Origin of the sequence: Flavivirga algicola (genome assembly GCF_012910715.1) — a bacterium.
Taxonomy (GTDB): Bacteria; Bacteroidota; Bacteroidia; order Flavobacteriales; family Flavobacteriaceae; genus Flavivirga; species Flavivirga algicola.
The window spans coordinates 170,332-189,799 of the sequence record NZ_JABBHF010000011.1 but is presented as its reverse complement, the minus strand read 5'-3'; the positions used below and the strand labels follow the sequence as shown (position 1 = coordinate 189,799).

The window sequence follows — 19,468 nt, the reverse complement described above, 5'->3', positions numbered from 1 at the left end:
GACTAAGGTTTCTTATGAAGCAAACGGGTAAGCTTGATGGAAAGATCGGTTAAAATAATTTTAGAATTGCCATTACGTTCAATATGGTAAATAGCATCTTGAAGCTCGTTGCTAATTTCTAATACATTATTGCCGTGGATAAAAGGCGCAAAGTTTTCTAGTTTAAATTTTGGTGCTTTAGGCTCCATGTAAACCAAATCTGTAGCATTATAATTTAACAGCAATGCCTGTCTAAAAAAATCTAAGCAGAAATGTAAAAATTGTTTTTGTGTTTCACGTCCAGTTTTGGCTATATCTTCACTCCAGGAAATAAGATCGTGTATAGCAGCTTTATTGCCTTTCGCTTTAAAGGCGCTCCGAATCCAGAAAATAAACCATTCTTCAAATTGTAAATCTTCAGAATCTTGATATACTAAGTCGCAAGCTTTATTATAATTGCCGTTAGATTGATGTGCTACTTTAGTAGCGACAGCTATATCTAGGTCATAGTTTTTAACCAAAGCGTCTTTTATAACATCCTCGGCTAAAGGCGGAAAATGTAGAATTTGGCAGCGTGATCTTATGGTGTTAATTATTTGTTCTTCATCTTCGGCGATAAGAATAAAAATGGTTTTGTTTGGAGGCTCTTCAATAAGTTTTAAAAGTTTGTTGGCGCAGGCAATATTCATCTTTTCGGCCATCCAGATGAGCATGACTTTATAGCCGCCTTCGTAAGATTTTAAGGTTAAAGATTTTACAATTTCATGCGCTTCATCCACACCTATTTGTCCTTGTTTGTTGTCAACACCAAGTAATTTATACCAATCAAAAAGGTTTCCATAGGGCTGTTCTTTTAACAATTGGCGCCACTCTTCAAGATACAGACTAGAAACTGGGTGGCTTTTTGCTTTGTTGCTGGTCGTTACGGGAAAAGCAAAATGTAAATCGGGATGCGATATGTTTTTAAACTTTAAGTTACAAGCTTCATTTCCTGTAGTGTTCTCTCCTTCAGTATTCGAACATAGAATATATTGAGCGTAAGCTAATGCCATGGGCAAAGTGCCGCAGCCTTCATTTCCAACAAATAATTGTGCATGCGGAATTCTACCATTATCAACACTTTGCGTTAAATGATTTTTAATATGATTCTGACCTAAAACCTCCTCAAAAAGCATAAAACAAACCTACACATTTTTTATTAGATGTTAAAGGACTCAAACGATTAGTAAAGCAGATAACTTAGCTATTTTTAAAAACGAATTTATCACAGTATGAATACTTCTTGGTTTTTAACATTATCTTGTAATAAACACAAAATAAATCGACTTATTTTTATACATCAAATAAATGCATATCAATTAAAATGACTCAAAACGCTATTCTTTTTATTCCAGATATTTCAGGGTTTACAGAGTTTGTGCACCATACAGATATTACCCATAGCAGACATATCGTTTCTGAGTTATTAGAATTACTGATTGATACCAATACAATGAATTTGGAATTAGCAGAAATTGAAGGTGATGCCCTGTTTATGTATAAACTTGAGGATTCTGTTGATGTTTTGACTATTAAAAAACAAATTGAAACCATGTATTTGGCGTTCCATGCACATCTTAAACGTTATGAATACCAGCGTATTTGTCATTGTGGTGCTTGTTCCTCTGCCTACAATTTAAAAATTAAGTTTGTTGTACATTATGGTGAAATAGAATTCATAAAAATTAAAGACTCTAAAAAGCCCTACGGAAGCCCAGTGATACAAATACACCGCCTGCTTAAAAATAGTGTGCCTCTAGAAGAATATGCTATTTTTACTGAAAATGTAACAGCTATAAATGAAACGAATAAATTAATTGCTGAATATGATTTTGGAACGATCACTTTCGCCTACAATCCATTATCTCATTTAAAAGAAAAGCTGCCAGAAATTAAACCTGTTCCAGATAACGTCCCTAAACACAAACTATTTGATGAAACCCAATTAGTAAAATTGCCTGTATTAGAGCTTTATGAAGTGATTAGTAATTTTGATTATAGACTGCTATGGACTAAGGGTGTCGATAAACTAGAATATGATAAAAATAAGGTAAATCGTGCTGGCCAAAAACATAAGTGTTTAATAAATAAAAATGAAAAGGTAGAACAAACCACCGTTAAAAAACCTGTGAACAAAAACCAATTAGTCTATGGGGAGTCTACAACCAATGTGCCTTTTACAAAGCGGATGAGCAGTTATTTTATTTTGGAAGAAACAGAAAAAGGTTATACTAAACTACGAACAGAGGTTTTTGTAGATTTTAAACCTTTAGGAATTCTTATGAAACCTTTAATGAAAAAGAATATAAAAAAAGCTTTTTTAGAAAATATTAGAACACTAATCCTACTTATAGACTCTGGGTTTTCGACGAAAAAGTAAAGAAACAATCGTTTTATCAATAATCTTCACAAGCTATATCGTTTTCGTTAAAAAACAGGTTTTATAGCTGTTTTTAATTAGTTACATTTGTGTGTCAATTAGTTAAAACAAGATACAAATAAATATAAATGAAACATTCATAGCTAAGTTTCTAGTAGTCTGGAAAATAAATAATGAATGTTGTTTCACAATCTAAAAAATAATAAAAACGAACCCATGAAAACGCTCAACGATTTTAATTTTGAAAATAAAAAAGCATTAATTCGCGTGGACTTTAATGTGCCTTTAAATGAAAAATTTGAAGTAACAGATGCTACAAGAATCATCTCTGCAAAACCAACTATTATTAAAATTTTAGAAGATGGCGGAAGCTGTATTTTAATGTCTCATTTAGGAAGGCCAAAAGGATTTCAAGAGGAATTTTCATTAGGTCATATCGCAGCAAAAGTTGAAGATGTTTTAGGTGTTGAAGTTAAGTTTGTAAAAGATTGTATAGGAGAAGATGTTGAAACCGCAGCTGCAAGTCTAGAGCCAGGACAGGTTTTATTATTGGAAAACTTACGTTATTATAAAGAGGAAACTGCTGGCGATAAAGGTTTTGCAGAAAAACTTTCTAAATTAGGTGATATTTATGTAAATGATGCTTTTGGTACGGCACATAGGGCACATGCATCTACAACTATTGTCGCCGAATTTTTTCCAGAAAACAAATGTTTTGGAAGCTTATTGGCCCAGGAAATAGAGAGTATTGAAAAGGTGATGAAAACTGGAGAAAAACCAGTTCTAGCTATACTGGGAGGGGCTAAGGTGTCATCTAAAATTACAATTATAGAAAACATTTTAGATAAAGTAGATCATTTAATAATTGGTGGTGGTATGTCGTTTACTTTTATTAAAGCGCAAGGAGGAAAAATAGGTAACTCTATTTGCGAAGATGATAAAATGCCATTAGCTTTAAATATCTTAAAACAAGCAAAAGAGAAAAATGTACAAGTACATATTCCTGTAGATGTAATTGCTGCCGATGATTTTAGCAATGATGCCAATACTCAAACTTTGGATATAAACAACATTCCAGATGGCTGGGAAGGTGTAGATGCAGGGCCTAAATCGAGAGCGCAATTCCACGATATCGTTATGCAATCCAAAACAATACTTTGGAATGGCCCCTTGGGCGTTTTCGAAATGGAAAGTTTTGCTGGAGGTACTATAGAATTAGGAAACTCTATTGCTGAAGCTACTAAAAATGGCACTTTTTCATTAGTTGGAGGAGGTGATTCTGTAGCTGCTGTAAAACAATTCGGGTTCGAAAAGAAAGTGAGTTATGTGAGTACAGGTGGCGGTGCCATGCTTGAAAGCCTAGAAGGTAAAACATTGCCAGGAATAGCTGCTATTTTAGAATAATTAGCATCCACCAGACCATCGTATTATAGTAAAATCGCCTAGTACGGTAATTGTAAAATCGCAACCAACATCGTCTCTTTCAACAACGATTGTTGGTTGCGGTTTTTCATAATACATTACATCAAATTCTTTATAACTAGGGCAAAAAATAGTACCTAAGGTAAATGCTTGCAGAATGTTTAGTTTGTTAGGAAGACTTAGGTCTTCGGTACCGCCACCCTCTCCATTCCAAAAGGTGTAAGTAACACCGCTTTTATAAGATCTCTGCCCAGATTTTATACAAATTAGGCTATCACCACTATCGTTTTCACAATTTTCATATGTCTCGTATGCTATAGTTTGAGTTTCTGTAAAAAGCCTGTCTAGATAAAGTGTTAAACTTGTGTCTGTAGATATATTTGGAGGTTGAGTACGAGATAAATAACCAGCAAAAACATAACCAGTTAGGTTTTTGTAATTTACTTCAATCCAATTATCGGTATACTCAAAACCAGGAAATTCAATAACAGTATATGTTTCGGTAGTTTCAGAAACGAAAGTTACTTGATCGCCGTAAGGAATTATGGTTAGTTTTTCGGCAGTTTTATTGTGAGCACTTCTTAAACTGAGGCCACTTTTAGCCCAAACATAATACGAAGTATTATTATACTCTTGAGCGAATAAAAACGCTGCATTAAACAAACAAATAAAAACGAGTACCAGATACCTCATAATTAATTCAAATTTTGAAGTAAAGGTATGTTTTAAGCTGAGATAATTTCAGTATTCAATAAAAAAATGCGATTTTAGCGATTATATCGTTTTAATAATGACTGAATAGATTTTATGACATTTCGATTTTTTATATCTGTATTACTTCTTAATGCTGGAATTGGATTTTCTCAAGGGCAGGAGACGATTCCATCTAAAAATCAACAAGCTAAAGACTCTTTAATTGATGGAGAATCTCAAATAGTAAAACCTATAAAAGCAGCAGTAGTAGTAGATAGTACTTCGGTAAAAAACCTTAAAGACGATGAACTTGCCGCTAGATTAGATGAAAAATGGTTTGAAGAATTGTATAGTCATAGCTTGTTTGATACCATATATAAGTCTGTTGCCGAGCTGTCTTTCGAAGCTGTTGATTACCCAGAACTTCCTACAGATACTCTTAAAGCGCGTTTAAAAGAATTAGATGCTAAAACGCCTTTTAATGTGGAATATAATCCAGCGTTGGAAAGTGTTATTAAATCTTACTTAAAGCATAGAAGAAAGCACATTCAGAAGCTAATAACGTTAAGCGCTTTTTATTTTCCTATGTTCGAGCGTGAGCTCGATAATCATGATATACCTTTAGAAGTGAAATATTTAGCGATTGTAGAGTCTGCCCTAAAGCCTAGAGCTAAATCTAGAGTAGGTGCTACAGGCTTGTGGCAGTTTATGTTTAGTACAGGCAAAATGTATGGGTTAGATGTAAGTAGTTATGTTGATGAGCGTAGCGACCCTATTAAATCTACCGAAGCAGCAGCTAAATATTTATCGAAGCTATATGAGATTTTTGGTGACTGGGATTTAGCCTTAGCGGCATATAATTCGGGGCCAGGAAATGTTACCAAAGCGATTAGGCGTTCAGGAGGCTACCAGAATTATTGGAACATAAGACATAATTTGCCACGTGAAACCGCGGGATATTTACCAGCTTTTTTAGCTAATATGTATATTTTCGAATATGCTGAAAAACATGGTTTTAAAAAGTTTAGACCAGAAGTAGCATATTTTGAGACTGATACCGTTAGAGTAAAACATATGATTACTCTAGATCAGGTTTCAGAAGTCACTGGAACCCCTATTGAAAAGCTCCAGTTTTTAAACCCATCTTATAAATTGGATATCATTCCTATTATTAAAGGTGAAAATTATGTTTTAAGATTACCTATTGATGTTGTAGGGAACTTTGTTAATAATGAAGAAAAGATCTATGCTTTTGCCAAAGCAGAATTTGATAAACGCGAAAAACCTTTGCCCCAGTTTTTTAATGCAACAGACAGGATACGATATAAAGTAAGATCTGGGGATTATTTAGGTAAAATTGCCCGAAGATATGGAGTTAGGGTAAGCCAGATAAAAAGATGGAATGGCTTAAGGAGTAATAACTTAAAAATAGGACAACGTTTAACGGTTTACCCTAGAAAGCCCTATGTTGAACCGCCAAAAGCTGTAAAAAAGCCAACAGTAGTAAAGCCTCTTACAGGTGATGTTATTACCTATATTGTTGAAAATGGAGATTCTCTATGGAGTATTTCACAAAAATTTCCTGGAGTTTCTGTTCAAAATATTAAAGATTGGAACGGTATTAGTGGTAATAAATTAAAACCAGGAATGAAACTTAAAATATCTAAAGGTTAAATTCCAAAAACCAAGACATTATTATGAAATGAGCCATGATAAATAAGTTGATACCAACCGAAATGATTATTGGCGAAATCGAAGATTCATCTGCTCATTATTTTTAAATAATGAACAGATGAATAATTACATTTAACTTATAAAAATAATAAAACCCAATCAGATGAAACATATTCTTTTCTTAGTATCCTTATTATTTGTTTTTTCTTGTGGAGATAAAAAAAAGTCTTCAAGCGAAAAATTTCTTTTAGATTCTTCAGGTAGCATTAACAATGTTTCTGTTGTTGTTGATAATGAATTATGGAACGGCAATGTTGGAGAAGCGATAAGAAATGTACTTGCTAAGCCAATTTATGGTTTGCCACAGGATGAACCTACATTTACTATTAGTCAAATACCTCCAGCCGTTTTTTCTGGTTTTGTAACAAAGAACCGAACTGTTTTAAAAGTAGAAATGAATAAAGAGGCAAACATTAAGTTTTTAAAAGATGTTTATGCAAAGCCTCAACACGTAATAGCAGTTTTTGGAAAAACAAAACAAGATATTATTGATTTAGTTACCAATAATGAGACGAAAATAATTGAAACTTTTAGAAATGCGGAAATTGTAGAAAGACAACGTCAAATGGCAAAATCGCCTCATAATTTCAAATCTATTCAAGAAAAACTGGGAGTAAATATTAAGTTTCAGTCTGTGTACAGAATTGCCAAACAGACAGACAACTTTTTTTGGATTCGAAAAGATATTACAACAGGTACGACTAATTTAATGATTTATGAATTGCCTTTTAATGCCATTAAAAGAAATGATAGTGTGGTGAATCAAATAATCAAAATTAGAGATTCTATTGGGAAAGCTCATATTGAAGGTCCAGTAGAAGGCTCGTATTTGACTACCGAAAATGCCTATGCCCCTTTTCATGGGGAAACGGTTTTAGATAACAAACCAACTCTGGAAACAAAGGGTATTTGGGATATAAAAAATGCTTTTATGGCAGGACCGTTTATTAACTATGCTATCGAAGACAAAATTAACAAAAGATGGGTGGTTGTTGAAGGTTTTGCATTCGCACCCTCTGTAGAGAAGCGTAATTATATGCTGGAGTTGGAAGCGATTATTAAATCTATTAGACTGGACTAAATAAGCAGATGATTTTTCAAATAAAAAAGACCCTGTTATGGGTCTTTTTTATTTGAAAATGAGTAATTACTCTTTTTTATCTTCTTTCAATTCTTCTTCTTCTTTACTAGCATCTTTAAACTCTTTAATACCACTGCCTAACCCACGCATTAATTCTGGTATTTTTTTTCCTCCAAACAATAGCAAAACAGCAAGAACTATTAATGCTATTTGCCAAGGTCCAATTGCTAATGGTAACATATATATGCTCATAATAATAATTTTATGTTACAAAGTTAATAATTAATGTTTAATAATATCGTTTTAAGCATAACTTTAGTATGAAGACAAATAGATATTTCGATAATTTTTAATTGTTTTCTGAATTAAAATTATTAAATAATAATTTGAAATTGGTAGTAACTATAATTTATTAAAAGTTTTATAGTTAGGTACCTTGCTTGTGATGCAAGTAGCATCTGAATAATTATAATTTATGGGAAATGATATTAGTTTGTATTTCTATTTGTCAATTAGTTAAAATCAAGTCTTTGTTCTTGGTTCTAAAAGCAAAGTGGTCTTATGTCTTTAGTCGGACAATTAATGAATAATTTTATTTAATTTTGTTCTAAATGGAAGAAAAGAGAAAACCTAAAAAAATAAAACGGAAATTATTAGATAAGTACCGATTGGTTATACTTAATGAGAATACGTTTGAAGAGCGTTTGTCGTTCAAGTTGACCCGATTAAATGTTTTTGTTCTAGGCTCTTTAATAGCAGTCTTTTTAATATCTTTCACCTATATATTGATAGCCTATACACCACTTAGGGAATATATTCCCGGGTATTCGTCAACAGCTTTAAAAAAGCAAGCTACAGAATTAAATTATAAAACAGATTCTTTGCAGCGGGTTATCGCTATGAACGAACTTTATTATAGTTCAATAAAAAAGGTCTTGAAAGGTGATGTGAGCCCGAGTGATTTTAATAAAGATTCCATTATCGAAGCTGTTAGGACTGAGGCTAGTGAAGTTGATTTTGCTCCTATAGTAGAAGACTCCATTTTAAGAGAGAAAGTAGATAAGGAAGACAAATACAACCTGTTTGATTCTGCGATATCTTCAACCAATTTTGTATTATTTCCACCAGCAAATGGTACAATAAGCGAACCTTACAATTTAAAAGAAAAGCATTATGCTGTCGACATTGTATTAGCTAAAGACACTCCTATAAAAGCAACAGCAGACGGTATTGTAATTTTTGCAGAATGGACAGTCAACACAGGATATGTTATCATTATAGAACATAGTTATGGGCTAATCTCTGTTTATAAACACAATTCGGCACTAACAAAAATACAAGGTGATTTGGTAAAATCAGGAGAGGTTATCGCTACCGCAGGAAACACAGGTGAATTGTCAACAGGACCTCATTTGCATTTCGAACTCTGGAATGATGGCTACCCGATTAATCCAACAAATTTTATAGATTTTAAATAATAGATGATATCATTAAAATCGGCTCTTGCAAAACCATTTGCAAAGCGTATTTATAAAAACATTCAAAAGTGGGCATTAAACCCTGTTGAAACTCAGGAAAAAGTATTTCAAAATTTAATATCTTCTGCTAAAAGCACTGTGTTTGGTAAAGATCATGATTTTGTAAATATAAATTGTTACGATGATTTTGTTAAAAGAGTTCCTATTCGAGATTACGAGGCGCTTAAACCCTATGTAGAAAAAGTAGTCGCTGGCGGACACAATATCCTTTGGAAAGGAAAGCCAATTTATTTTGCAAAAACATCTGGAACAACTTCGGGGTCTAAATACATTCCTATTACCAAAGAAAGCATGCCTGCACATGTTGAGGCTGCTAGGAATGCTATTTTAATGTATATTCATGAAACTGGAAATAGTAAGTTTGTAGATGGAAAAATGATCTTTCTTCAGGGAAGCCCCATTCTAAAAGAGCAAAATGGGATCCAATTAGGTCGGCTTTCAGGTATTGTAGCACATTATGTCCCTAAATACCTTCAGAAAAATAGATTGCCTTCATGGGAAACTAATTGTATTGAAGACTGGGAGACAAAAGTAGATGCTATTGTTGAAGAAACATTGCCTGAGAATATGACCATAATCTCAGGTATTCCTTCTTGGGTTCAAATGTATTTTGAAAAGCTTCAGCAAAAAACAGGTGAAAAAATAGGAGATATTTTTAAAAACTTCAATCTGTTCATTTTTGGTGGCGTTAATTATGAGCCCTATAGAGCCAAGTTTGAAAGTTTAATAGGGAGAAGAGTCGATAGCATAGAGTTGTATCCTGCCAGTGAAGGTTTTTTCGCATTTCAAGATGTTCAAAACAAAAAAGGGATGCTACTTCAATTAAATTCTGGAATCTTTTATGAGTTTGTTAAAACAGAATCATTCTTTGACGAAAACCCCAAAAGAATTACAGTTAAGGATGTTGAAATTGGTGTGAACTACGTCATGATTATTTCTACAAATGCAGGTCTTTGGTCGTATAATATAGGAGACACGGTACAGTTTACTTCAACACAACCTTATAGGGTTATTGTTTCTGGTAGGATAAAACATTTTATTTCTGCATTTGGTGAGCACGTTATAGGAAAAGAAGTAGAACAAGCCATGCAAGAAGCTCTTTTAAACTCCAATGTTAGTGTGTCTGAGTTTACGGTAGCACCACAAATAAACCCAAAGGAAGGACTGCCATACCATGAATGGTTTATAGAATTTGAAAAAGAACCAGAAGATATTTTGGGCTTAGCAGAAAAAATCGATGAATCGCTTCAAAAACAAAATTCGTATTATTTCGATTTAATAGAGGGGAAAGTATTGCAAACACTTAAAATAACTAAGGTTGAAAAAGGTGGTTTTCAGAACTATATGAAATCTATCGGGAAACTAGGAGGCCAAAATAAATTACCAAGGTTATCGAATGACAGGAAAATAGTTGAGGGGTTTTCTCATAAGAGTTCAACCAAATAATACTATCTTTGGGGCGAGTAAATAAAGACAATGAGTAATAATAAAAAACATCATTCCAGAACAAGAGCTCAAGAAAGCTCAAATGCCATCGAGAGGATGTATATTACCATGCGTCATTTATTCAATAGAGGGTTTTATAAACCCATGGGGGTTTCGGGTGAAACCTTAAGGCAGGCACTGTTGCTTCTGCGCCCAGAAATATATGGTTCCGTTGGAGAGGAGAAAGCTGAATTAGAAGGGTTGCTTTATGTCATAGATAGGCTTCCTGCTGGTATTGAAGAATGTACATTTATTAATTTAACAAGTGATGAAGGCTACGGAAATTCGCATTTTAAAGCTATAATTCCAGAAAAAAGACGGCGGAATTGTTATAGGATAGATGCCGAACAAATGAATATTGAGATTACTCGGGGACGTTCTGAAATCTACGATATTTTAACACATCTCACATTTCTTTTTATTGAATCTCACAAAATAAGTAATCGGGTTTTAATTGATGAGCAAGGGTCGACAACTAGAGATTGGATAAAGCTTGAAAAAGCAGTTTTTTCAAAAAAGAAACTCACACAAGACGAACGCGAAGTAGCAATCACTCATATCGCGAATATTTTAGGTAGAACATTTAATGAATTAATATCTCTTTATGATGAATTTGCCACGTCTTCACAGCCAGAAAGATTGCTACATATTGTATATTGGTTAGGTAAATTAGCTATAGAAGAACAAGTACATAATAATAAAAGAACCGTAACATTTAGCCCTGTATTAAGAGAGCGCATCGGGCATCATATTCATGGTGAAATTTGGGCTGATACTATAAAAGAGATCTTGTTCAAGAATAATTTGTTGGAAAGACCTATACATATAATAAGTGCTAATATGCATAGTGTTATGAATACGCTTTTTGCATCAAGTGCCTTAAAATCGACAAAGCCTAAAAGGGATGTTTTTGAAGTGTACGAGGAGCTCAGCAAGAAGGAAAATAAAAGCTCTCGAAATAAGGTAAGCAAGGAGGCGTTATTGTATGGAATGATATATATTGAAGATACATCTGGAGCCAATATCGATGTTCAAGTTTTTGATACAAGTAAAATAGATATTTCTAAAGTAGGTATTAAAGTCAGTGAAACATTATTAAAACAAGAAAAACCTGTTATATTAGTTATGGATTATGCTTTTGGAGAACAAGCGTATGAAACCATAGATGAGCTATTGAAACCATATAAAAATAAAGGAAAAAACATACATTTAAATGTAGAATCGGTTTCAATAATGGGTAAAGCAGGGATTTTAGAAGGTGGTAAGGGTGATATTATGATCCCTTCAGCACATATTTTTGAAGGAACAGCTGATAATTACCCTTTTGCAAATGAACTTAAAAAGGAAGATCTGGAAGGGCAAGGTGTTGATGTTTATGAAGGGACCATGATTACTGTTTTAGGTACGTCATTACAAAACAAGGATATTTTGAAGTTCTTTTACAACTCCACCTGGCAAGTAATTGGGTTAGAAATGGAAGGAGCCCATTATCAAAAGGCGATTCAGGCAGCTTCAAAAGTTAGGGGCAGTATTAGTTCTGATGTAAAAGTGAGGTATGCTTATTATGCGAGTGACAATCCTTTAGAGACTGGAGCAACATTGGCTTCGGGAGGTTTAGGGACTTCTGGGGTAAGACCGACATATTTAATAACAAAAAAGATATTAGAACAAATACTTAATTAACAGATATAATTATGAGTAAAGATTTGCCACAGCCACAGCAATCTGAAGAAGTAGATTTAGGGCAGCTTTTTAAATTGATAGGAAATGCGTTTAGCAATTTTTTCCATTTTATTGGGAGTATTTTTAACAAACTTTTTTTAGCATTTGTCTGGTTAGTGTTTTTTGTAAAGAAGCATATTTTAAAACTAGCAATTGCTGGTATAGTTGGGATTGTTTTGGGGATAGTTTTAGAAAAAACATCTGAGCCTGTTTATAAATCTTATATTACATTAAAGCAGAACTATGATACTGGGGAAAATTTATATAATACGATTGGTTACTACAAGGATCTGGTAAAACAGATGGATACAGGGACTTTAGAAAAGGTGTTGGGGGTAGCGACTGAAGAGGCGAAATCTATTTTGGATTTTGGAATAGAGCCATTGATTAGTGAAAATGAAAAACTTACAGAATATGATGAGTATCTTCAAACATTGGATACTGCCGTTGCAAGAACGGTAGATTATAAAACCTTTCTAAAAAATGTGAAAGATTACAGTCATCAATATCAACAAATCACTATAAAAGCCAAAGAAAGAAAAAATTTTAAGACTGTATTTCGTAAGATTATTGAAAACATTGAATCAAATGTATATTTTAAACGAGAACAAGAAAAGGACTTAAGAGAATTAAAAGAACAGGTTTCTGCTATATCTAAATCATTAATTAAATCGGATACCTTATTAGCGGTTTACCAAAGAGCGATCGTCAAATCGGCAGAAAACAATAGTGATTCTCCTGCTCAAATCACGATAGCAGCTAATAGAGGAAATATGAACTCGTCCAAAGAATTTGAGCTTTACAAAAAGGATTTGGAGTTAAGACAAGAATTGGTTGAAATAGAGAGAGAAATAGCTGACAAGGAGCATATCATAGAAATTACATCTAGTAAACAAGATAGCGGAACCATAGATAATAAAAAGGAGCTTTTCGACATTAAAATGGGTTCTAAGCGATATTATGCAATAATTTTAACTGGACTTACTTTTGCCGTATTACTTAGTTTAAGATTTGTTAGATTTTTAGAGCAATATAAAGACAAAATATAAATGAATATTTTAATAACTGGAGGTGCTGGTTTTATAGGATCTAACTTTATTATCTATATGGTTAGATACAGGAACTTTTAACTCACTTATGCAGGCTTCTCAATTTGTTCAAGTCATAGAAGAAAGACAAGGATTAAAAATAGGGTGTATTGAAGAAATTGCATATAAAATGGGGTATATAATAAACCTCAACTTAACGAATTGGCGCAGCCATTGCTTAAAAGGGGCTATGGTGAATACCTTCAACAACTAGTAGAATATGACCGTTGAAGAAACATATTTAAAGGGGTGTTATATTTTAACACCAAAAGTATTTAAAGATGATAGAGGCTTTTTTTTTGAAAGCTTTAATAAAAAAAGTTTTAAAGCAAAAACAGGAATTACTGTTGATTTTGTACAAGATAATCAATCAAAATCTTCAAGAGGGGTTTTAAGAGGTTTACATTTTCAAATAGGAGAACATGCTCAAGCGAAGCTAGTACAAGTTATAAAAGGGAGAGTCCTTGATGTCTGTATTGATCTTAGAAAAGAATCCCCAACTTTTGGCAAAAGTTTTTCAATTGTATTAGATGATATTGAACATAAACAAGTTTATATTCCTAGAGGATTCGCTCATGGCTTTTTAGTTCTGGAAGACGACACTGTTTTTTCTTATAAATGCGATAATTTTTACGATAAAGAATCGGAGTCAGGTATTTTGTATAATGATAAAGATTTAAATATTAATTGGGGTTTTCCGTTAAATAAACTCATTATTTCAGAAAAAGATAATCAGTTACTCATGTTTAAAGATTTTATAAATGAGTACTAAGGTTTTAGTCACTGGAGCAAATGGGCAATTAGGGAAAACTATTAAAGAGTTATCTTCTGATAATGAGGATGATCTCGATTTTGTTTTTGTGTCAAAAGAAGAATTGGATATTACTGAAGCAAAGGAGCTAAGATTATTTTTTAATAACAATAATTTTGATTACTGTATTAATTGTGCCGCTTATACAAATGTTGATAAGGCAGAGAAAACACCTAAAATAGCTTTTAAAGTAAATGCGGAAGGAGTTAAGAATTTAGCAGAATTATGTAAAGTAACGAAGACTATTTTAATTCATATATCGACAGATTATGTTTTTGATGGTGAAAAAGAAACACCCTATACTATAAAAGATATACCGAATCCCATAAATGAATATGGTAAATCGAAATTGTTAGGTGAACAATTTGTTCAAGAGGTTTTGGATGGTTATTTTATAATTAGAGTCTCTTGGTTATATAGTAAAAAATATGGTAAGAATTTTTATCGAACTATTTTAGAAAAAACTAAAACTGAAAATAAACTTTTTGTCACAGATGCACAAATAGGGTGCCCAACAAATACTGAAAGTTTAGCAAAATATATTGTTAATTTGATAAGGAAAAACATTAACATTTTTGGTCTTTATCATTTTTGTGATAACAAAGTAATGACTTGGTATGATTTCGCAGAACAAATTTTAAAAGAAAAGAAATTAACAAGCCAGATCATGCTGATTAAAAATAGTAATTATTGTACTTTTGCAAAGCGGCCAAAAAACTCAGTTTTATTAAATTCCAATAGCTTAACCTAAAAATATAATCTTCATTAAATCATACTAATAAAATGCAAAAAAAAATAGCTTTAATAACAGGAGTAACTGGTCAAGATGGGGCTTATTTAAGTGAATTTCTGTTAAAGAAGGGATATGACGTTCATGGTATAAAGAGAAGGTCTTCTTTATTTAATACAGATAGAATTGATCATTTATACCAAGACCCACATGTGGATAACCAAAACTTTTTTCTTCATTATGGGGACTTAACAGATAGTACAAATTTAACCAGAATTATTCAGGAAGTACAACCTGATGAAATATATAATCTGGCAGCCATGAGCCATGTGCATGTATCTTTTGAAATGCCTGAATATACAGCTAATGCTGATGGAATTGGAACATTAAGACTTTTAGAAGCTATAAGGCTGTTGGGAATGGAAAAAAAGATAAGAATATATCAGGCTTCAACATCAGAGCTTTATGGAAAAGTACAAGAAGTTCCTCAAACCGAAACTACTCCTTTTTACCCAAGAAGCCCATATGCAGTTGCTAAAATGTATGCTTATTGGATAACGGTAAATTACAGAGAAGCTTATGGTATGTATGCTTGTAATGGTATACTATTTAATCACGAGTCGCCCATAAGGGGAGAAACATTTGTAACTAGGAAAATTACCAGAGCTACTTCTAAAATTGCATTAGGATTACAAGAAAAAATATACCTTGGAAACTTAGATGCTAAAAGAGATTGGGGGCATGCCAAAGATTATATTAGAATGATGTGGATGATACTTCAAGCGGAAGAAGCAGAAGATTGGGTGATTGCAACAGGAAAGACCACTACAGTACGCGATTTTGTTAAAATGTGTTTTGGTCATGTTGGCATTGAACTTGAGTTTAATGGTAATGGAGTTAATGAAAAAGGAATTATTAAATCTTGCAATAACCCAAAATATCAATTGGAAATTGGCAAAGAGGTAATTGCAGTAGATGAAAAATATTTCAGACCTACAGAGGTAGATTTATTAATTGGAGATGCGAGTAAGGCTAAAGAAAAGTTGGGTTGGGTTCCTAAGCATGACTTAACCAGTTTGGTTGAGGATATGATGTCTAGCGATATTATTCTTATGGAAAAGCAACAGTACTTGAAAGAAGGTGGACACAGGATTAAAAATTATTTTGAATAAATTTCATGGATAGAAATTCTAAAATTTATATAGCTGGGCATAGAGGTATGGTCGGATCTTCGATATGGAGAACTTTAGAAATAGCGGGTTACACACGCTTAATTGGAAAGACAAGCAAAGAGGTTGATCTACGTAACCAAGACGCAGTAAATAGTTTTATTTCTTATGAAAAGCCTGATGTTATTATTGATGCTGCAGCTAGAGTAGGAGGTATTTTAGCAAACAATGAGTTTCCGTACCAGTTTTTGATGGAGAATATGCAAATCCAAAACAATTTAATTCAAGCTGCTCATGAGAATAATATAGAGAAGTTTGTGTTTTTGGGGAGTTCTTGTATTTATCCTAAATTGGCACCACAACCACTTAAAGAAGAATATTTATTGACCGATCGCTTAGAACCTACTAATGAATGGTATGCTATAGCAAAAATTTCTGGAGTAAAACTCTGTGAAGCGATTCGTAAGCAATTTGGGAAGGATTTTGTGAGTTTAATGCCAACAAATTTATACGGTCCCTTCGATAATTTTGATTTAAAAACATCCCATGTTCTTCCAGCAATGATCAGAAAGTTTCACGAGGCTAAAGATAACGATCATGCAGATGTGACACTTTGGGGAAGTGGTACTCCTATGCGGGAATTTTTATATGTAGATGACATGGCAAAGGCTGTACTTTTTGCAGTAGAAAATAAATTGCCAGAGCATTTGTATAATGTGGGTATAGGCGTTGACGTTAGCATTAAACAATTGGCAGAAACGATACAAGCAATTGTAGGCCATCAAGGGAATATAGTATGGGATAGTTCTAAACCAGATGGAACTCCCCGCAAATTAATGGATGTCTCCAAAATGAACAACATAGGATGGACCGCACAAGTTGATTTGCAAAACGGTATAAAAACTACTTATGATTGGTTTCTTAAAAATATTAAGAACATTAAAAAGGTGAAAATTTAAGAAAAACAAGCATTTTACATAGAGTAATTTATAGAGCTACATAAATGTCGTTAAAAAGAAAAACAGTTGATGGGGTGCTTTGGAGTGGTTTAGAAAAATTTACCACTTTATTTATTCAATTAATTTCCACTTTAATAATTGCTCGTGTAATATCCCCAGTAGATTTTGGGTTAATTGGTATGTTAGCTGTTTTTATGGCTGTTGCCCAAATTATTTTGGATAGTGGATTTGGACAGGCTTTAATAAGAAAAAAAGATGCGACAAACAGAGATTATTCATCTGTCTTCTATCTAAATATAGTTTTGGGTATAATACTCTATACCATATTTTATTTCTCTTCACCTTTTATAGCTTATTTTTTTAATGAACCTGATCTTGAGTTAATTTCCAAGATAGCATTTATTATCATTCCTATAAATGCTTTAGGTTTAATCCAATTTACGATTTTAAACAAAGATCTCAATTTTAAAAAACTGTCTAAAGTAGCGATATTATCTGCTTTTATTTCAGGTGTACTAGGTGTAACAATAGCTTTTTATTGCATGAATGTTTGGGCTTTAGTGGCACAAAGTATTTTTTTTTATTTTTTAAGAACAGTTTTTTTATGGGTATTTAGTTCTTGGAGGCCAATTCGCAAATTTTCGATAGATTCAATTAAGGAGATGTACTCCTTTTCGTTGAACTTGTTATTAACTGGCTTAATTGGAAGTATTTTTAATAACTTATATAGTGTAGTAATTGGTAAAGTTTACAGTCCTATAGATTTAGGGTATTTTTCCCAGGCAGATAGATTTCAAAAAATTCCTTCTACAAGTATTACAGGAGTCATTCAAAGTGTAACATTTCCTATACTTTCTAAAGTTCAAAATCAAGATCAAAGGTTAAGAAAAGGCTATTTAAAGATTATAGGAGTAGCGTTTTTTATAATAGCACCAATAATGATGTTCTTAATGATTATATCAGAAAGTTTGTTTGATATTTTGCTTACTTCTAAATGGCATACAGCATCGATTTACTTTAAGTATTTTTGCATAATTGGTGCGCTTTATCCATTAAGTAGTATAAATTTAAATATTTTAAATATTAAAGGGAAAGGAAAGCTAATATTAAAACTTGAGATATTTCGAAAATTATTGTTGTGTTTAATCTTAGCTGTAACTTTTCAAATTAGTATGATGGCTTTAATGTATGGTTCTGTTTTGTATTCTATATGTCAACTCATATTAAACTCATATTTTAGTGGGAAACAAATTTCATTGTCTTTAAAACGACAATTGTTAAATTTATCGCCAATAGTCATAGCTGTTTTACCAGCAATAGGAATTACAATTATATTAAATATGTTCAGTAATGACATTCATAAGTTAGTATTGATGTTATTTCAGTTTGTAATTTTTTTTGGAATTTATGTGTATATGTCGAGAAAATTAAAAATAAAATACTTCTATGATTTTATAACAATTTGTAAAGAAAAATTAGAATTAATTAAGCCTATTGTATCTAAATGAAGAAGGTTAGGATTTTATATTATTTCAGAGAAGAAAGCACATATATGCATCAATGGCAACGGATTCATATTTTTGATGAATTGGAGCGACATGGGCATAGTATTGAAGTCTTTAACCCTCTACATTATTCTTCTACAGAAGAGGCTAATGAAAAATTGATTCATTATATAAAAGATAATTGTAAAAATTTTGACTTGTTTTTGAACTGTGTAGGTTCAGAATATATTTACAAAGAAACTATAGAGAATATTTCAAAAATTGGTCTACCAACTGTTCTTTTATGTTTTGATAATTTACATGCCCCTTTTATGCATAAAAAAATAGCCTCGACATTTGATTTGGTTTGGCTAACATCGAAGGAAACAATAGGAATGTTTAAAAACTGGGGATGTAATAAAATTATTTTTCAAACTTATGCAGCTAACCCGTTCAAATTTACTCCTAACTGGAATACCACAATTGAATCTGTAAGTTTTATAGGCACACCTTATGGCAGTAGAATAAACAAATTAAACCAATTGAGTCAAGCTGGGATTAGGTGCAATGTATATGCCGATAGTTTGATAAATAAAAGTCATGAAAGAATTGGATTTAAAGATAATATAACTAGTACAGAAGTTGAAAGATTAACAAAAAACATCGCAAATTCATTAAGATTTAATGTTGGACGTAAAGTGTTTTTGGGAGCTCTATTGAATAAATATCTTTTAAAAAAAGAATCTGTGCTAAATAGAAACGATAATTTGATTGCACATCCAGGAATCACTTTCGAAGAAATGCGAAAAGTGTATTCGAATAGTTCTTTATCATTAAATATTACAGAATTAAGAAATACTTTTGTTCTCAAAAAACCAATTCATAAAATACATCTACGTACATTTGAAATTCCGATGTGCGGAGGTTTAGAGATTACTTCATTTACAGAAGAGATGGCTAGTTATTTTGAAAATGAAAAAGAAATCGTACTATACAAAACCAATGAAGAATTTATTTCTAAGGCAAAATTTTATTTGGATACGAAGAATGAATCTATCAGTTTAAAAATGAAACAAAATGCCAGAAAAAGGGCTGAGTTAGAGCATACTTGGATGAATCGATTTAATAAGGTATTCGAAAAACTTTATTAGAAT

General features: G+C 32.3%; 17 protein-coding genes and 1 pseudogene. 15 read left to right on the top strand and 3 right to left on the bottom strand.

What is annotated here, in order from left to right:
- Positions 1-2 precede the first annotated feature (2 nt).
- A complete protein-coding gene (locus tag HHX25_RS17700; RefSeq protein WP_169676241.1) occupies positions 3-1,154 on the bottom strand; it encodes a DNA polymerase III subunit in 1,152 nt (383 codons plus the stop codon).
- A gap of 188 nt (positions 1,155-1,342) precedes the next feature.
- Here HHX25_RS17700 and HHX25_RS17695 point away from each other — a divergent pair, with 188 nt between their 5' ends.
- Together HHX25_RS17695 and HHX25_RS17690 are read left to right on the top strand one after the other, a co-directional pair.
- Positions 1,343-2,398: a DUF2652 domain-containing protein gene (locus tag HHX25_RS17695; RefSeq protein WP_169676239.1), complete on the top strand. Its 1,056-nt coding sequence runs from the start codon at positions 1,343-1,345 to the stop codon at positions 2,396-2,398.
- A gap of 216 nt (positions 2,399-2,614) precedes the next feature.
- Complete coding sequence (locus HHX25_RS17690) at positions 2,615-3,802, top strand: phosphoglycerate kinase (protein ID WP_169676237.1); 1,188 nt, start codon at positions 2,615-2,617, stop codon at positions 3,800-3,802.
- Here the strand turns inward: HHX25_RS17690 and HHX25_RS17685 are convergent, their stop codons facing one another.
- Positions 3,803-4,513 (bottom strand): SH3 domain-containing protein, encoded by a 711-nt coding sequence (locus HHX25_RS17685; RefSeq protein ID WP_169676235.1) that lies wholly within the window; start codon positions 4,511-4,513, stop codon positions 3,803-3,805.
- Between the two features lie 114 nt (positions 4,514-4,627).
- Between HHX25_RS17685 and HHX25_RS17680 the strand changes: the two genes are divergently transcribed.
- Positions 4,628-6,187, top strand: a complete 1,560-nt coding sequence (locus tag HHX25_RS17680; protein ID WP_169676233.1) for a LysM peptidoglycan-binding domain-containing protein — start codon at positions 4,628-4,630, stop codon at positions 6,185-6,187.
- 163 nt (positions 6,188-6,350) lie between these two features.
- Positions 6,351-7,328, top strand: coding sequence for a DUF4837 family protein (locus HHX25_RS17675; protein ID WP_169676232.1), 978 nt, complete (start codon positions 6,351-6,353; stop codon positions 7,326-7,328).
- A gap of 66 nt (positions 7,329-7,394) precedes the next feature.
- Here HHX25_RS17675 and tatA read toward each other — a convergent pair whose 3' ends face one another.
- Entirely contained in the window at positions 7,395-7,580 is a 186-nt protein-coding gene (gene tatA, locus HHX25_RS17670) for a twin-arginine translocase TatA/TatE family subunit (RefSeq protein WP_169676230.1), read from the bottom strand.
- A gap of 359 nt (positions 7,581-7,939) precedes the next feature.
- Here tatA and HHX25_RS17665 point away from each other — a divergent pair, with 359 nt between their 5' ends.
- The 11 genes and pseudogenes from HHX25_RS17665 (at position 7,940) to HHX25_RS17615 (ending at position 19,465) form a co-directional block, all read left to right on the top strand.
- Positions 7,940-8,806 (top strand): M23 family metallopeptidase, encoded by an 867-nt coding sequence (locus tag HHX25_RS17665; RefSeq protein ID WP_169676227.1) that lies wholly within the window; start codon positions 7,940-7,942, stop codon positions 8,804-8,806.
- Positions 8,807-8,809: 3 nt separating this feature from the next.
- Complete coding sequence (locus tag HHX25_RS17660) at positions 8,810-10,312, top strand: GH3 auxin-responsive promoter family protein (protein WP_169676225.1); 1,503 nt, start codon at positions 8,810-8,812, stop codon at positions 10,310-10,312.
- A 30-nt stretch (positions 10,313-10,342) separates the two neighbouring features.
- Positions 10,343-12,034 carry a DUF6909 family protein gene (locus HHX25_RS17655; RefSeq protein ID WP_169676223.1) on the top strand — a complete coding sequence of 564 codons (1,692 nt, stop codon included), beginning with the start codon at positions 10,343-10,345 and terminating at the stop codon, positions 12,032-12,034.
- A gap of 11 nt (positions 12,035-12,045) precedes the next feature.
- Complete coding sequence (locus HHX25_RS17650) at positions 12,046-13,122, top strand: hypothetical protein (RefSeq protein WP_169676221.1); 1,077 nt, start codon at positions 12,046-12,048, stop codon at positions 13,120-13,122.
- 58 nt (positions 13,123-13,180) lie between these two features.
- Positions 13,181-13,392, top strand: a pseudogene (locus tag HHX25_RS21290) (glucose-1-phosphate thymidylyltransferase); the annotation flags it as partial.
- The gene (gene rfbC / locus HHX25_RS17640) at positions 13,382-13,933 is read left to right on the top strand and encodes a dTDP-4-dehydrorhamnose 3,5-epimerase (protein ID WP_169676219.1); all 552 of its coding nucleotides are present in this window, start codon (positions 13,382-13,384) and stop codon (positions 13,931-13,933) included. The pseudogene HHX25_RS21290 and the gene rfbC, both read left to right, overlap by 11 nt.
- Positions 13,923-14,723 (top strand): dTDP-4-dehydrorhamnose reductase, encoded by an 801-nt coding sequence (gene rfbD / locus HHX25_RS17635; protein ID WP_169676217.1) that lies wholly within the window; start codon positions 13,923-13,925, stop codon positions 14,721-14,723. Before rfbC ends, rfbD begins: the two co-directional genes overlap by 11 nt.
- A gap of 32 nt (positions 14,724-14,755) precedes the next feature.
- The gene (gene gmd / locus HHX25_RS17630) at positions 14,756-15,874 is read left to right on the top strand and encodes a GDP-mannose 4,6-dehydratase (RefSeq protein ID WP_169676215.1); all 1,119 of its coding nucleotides are present in this window, start codon (positions 14,756-14,758) and stop codon (positions 15,872-15,874) included.
- Between the two features lie 5 nt (positions 15,875-15,879).
- Positions 15,880-16,830: a GDP-L-fucose synthase family protein gene (locus tag HHX25_RS17625; protein ID WP_169676213.1), complete on the top strand. Its 951-nt coding sequence runs from the start codon at positions 15,880-15,882 to the stop codon at positions 16,828-16,830.
- Between the two features lie 44 nt (positions 16,831-16,874).
- Positions 16,875-18,338, top strand: a complete 1,464-nt coding sequence (locus HHX25_RS17620) for a lipopolysaccharide biosynthesis protein (protein ID WP_169676211.1) — start codon at positions 16,875-16,877, stop codon at positions 18,336-18,338.
- The gene (locus HHX25_RS17615) at positions 18,335-19,465 is read left to right on the top strand and encodes a glycosyltransferase family protein (protein ID WP_169676209.1); all 1,131 of its coding nucleotides are present in this window, start codon (positions 18,335-18,337) and stop codon (positions 19,463-19,465) included. Before HHX25_RS17620 ends, HHX25_RS17615 begins: the two co-directional genes overlap by 4 nt.
- Positions 19,466-19,468 lie beyond the last annotated feature (3 nt).

What these genes read in the sequence shown, in the direction of transcription:
- HHX25_RS17700 (WP_169676241.1), bottom strand. Translation starts at nt 1,154, where the DNA reads ATGCTTTTTGAGGAGGTTTTAGGTCAGAATCATATTAAAAATCATTTA.
- HHX25_RS17695 (WP_169676239.1), top strand. Translation starts at nt 1,343, where the DNA reads ATGACTCAAAACGCTATTCTTTTTATTCCAGATATTTCAGGGTTTACA.
- HHX25_RS17690 (WP_169676237.1), top strand. Translation starts at nt 2,615, where the DNA reads ATGAAAACGCTCAACGATTTTAATTTTGAAAATAAAAAAGCATTAATT.
- HHX25_RS17685 (WP_169676235.1), bottom strand. Translation starts at nt 4,513, where the DNA reads ATGAGGTATCTGGTACTCGTTTTTATTTGTTTGTTTAATGCAGCGTTT.
- HHX25_RS17680 (WP_169676233.1), top strand. Translation starts at nt 4,628, where the DNA reads ATGACATTTCGATTTTTTATATCTGTATTACTTCTTAATGCTGGAATT.
- HHX25_RS17675 (WP_169676232.1), top strand. Translation starts at nt 6,351, where the DNA reads ATGAAACATATTCTTTTCTTAGTATCCTTATTATTTGTTTTTTCTTGT.
- tatA (WP_169676230.1), bottom strand. Translation starts at nt 7,580, where the DNA reads ATGAGCATATATATGTTACCATTAGCAATTGGACCTTGGCAAATAGCA.
- HHX25_RS17665 (WP_169676227.1), top strand. Translation starts at nt 7,940, where the DNA reads ATGGAAGAAAAGAGAAAACCTAAAAAAATAAAACGGAAATTATTAGAT.
- HHX25_RS17660 (WP_169676225.1), top strand. Translation starts at nt 8,810, where the DNA reads ATGATATCATTAAAATCGGCTCTTGCAAAACCATTTGCAAAGCGTATT.
- HHX25_RS17655 (WP_169676223.1), top strand. Translation starts at nt 10,343, where the DNA reads ATGAGTAATAATAAAAAACATCATTCCAGAACAAGAGCTCAAGAAAGC.
- HHX25_RS17650 (WP_169676221.1), top strand. Translation starts at nt 12,046, where the DNA reads ATGAGTAAAGATTTGCCACAGCCACAGCAATCTGAAGAAGTAGATTTA.
- rfbC (WP_169676219.1), top strand. Translation starts at nt 13,382, where the DNA reads ATGACCGTTGAAGAAACATATTTAAAGGGGTGTTATATTTTAACACCA.
- rfbD (WP_169676217.1), top strand. Translation starts at nt 13,923, where the DNA reads ATGAGTACTAAGGTTTTAGTCACTGGAGCAAATGGGCAATTAGGGAAA.
- gmd (WP_169676215.1), top strand. Translation starts at nt 14,756, where the DNA reads ATGCAAAAAAAAATAGCTTTAATAACAGGAGTAACTGGTCAAGATGGG.
- HHX25_RS17625 (WP_169676213.1), top strand. Translation starts at nt 15,880, where the DNA reads ATGGATAGAAATTCTAAAATTTATATAGCTGGGCATAGAGGTATGGTC.
- HHX25_RS17620 (WP_169676211.1), top strand. Translation starts at nt 16,875, where the DNA reads ATGTCGTTAAAAAGAAAAACAGTTGATGGGGTGCTTTGGAGTGGTTTA.
- HHX25_RS17615 (WP_169676209.1), top strand. Translation starts at nt 18,335, where the DNA reads ATGAAGAAGGTTAGGATTTTATATTATTTCAGAGAAGAAAGCACATAT.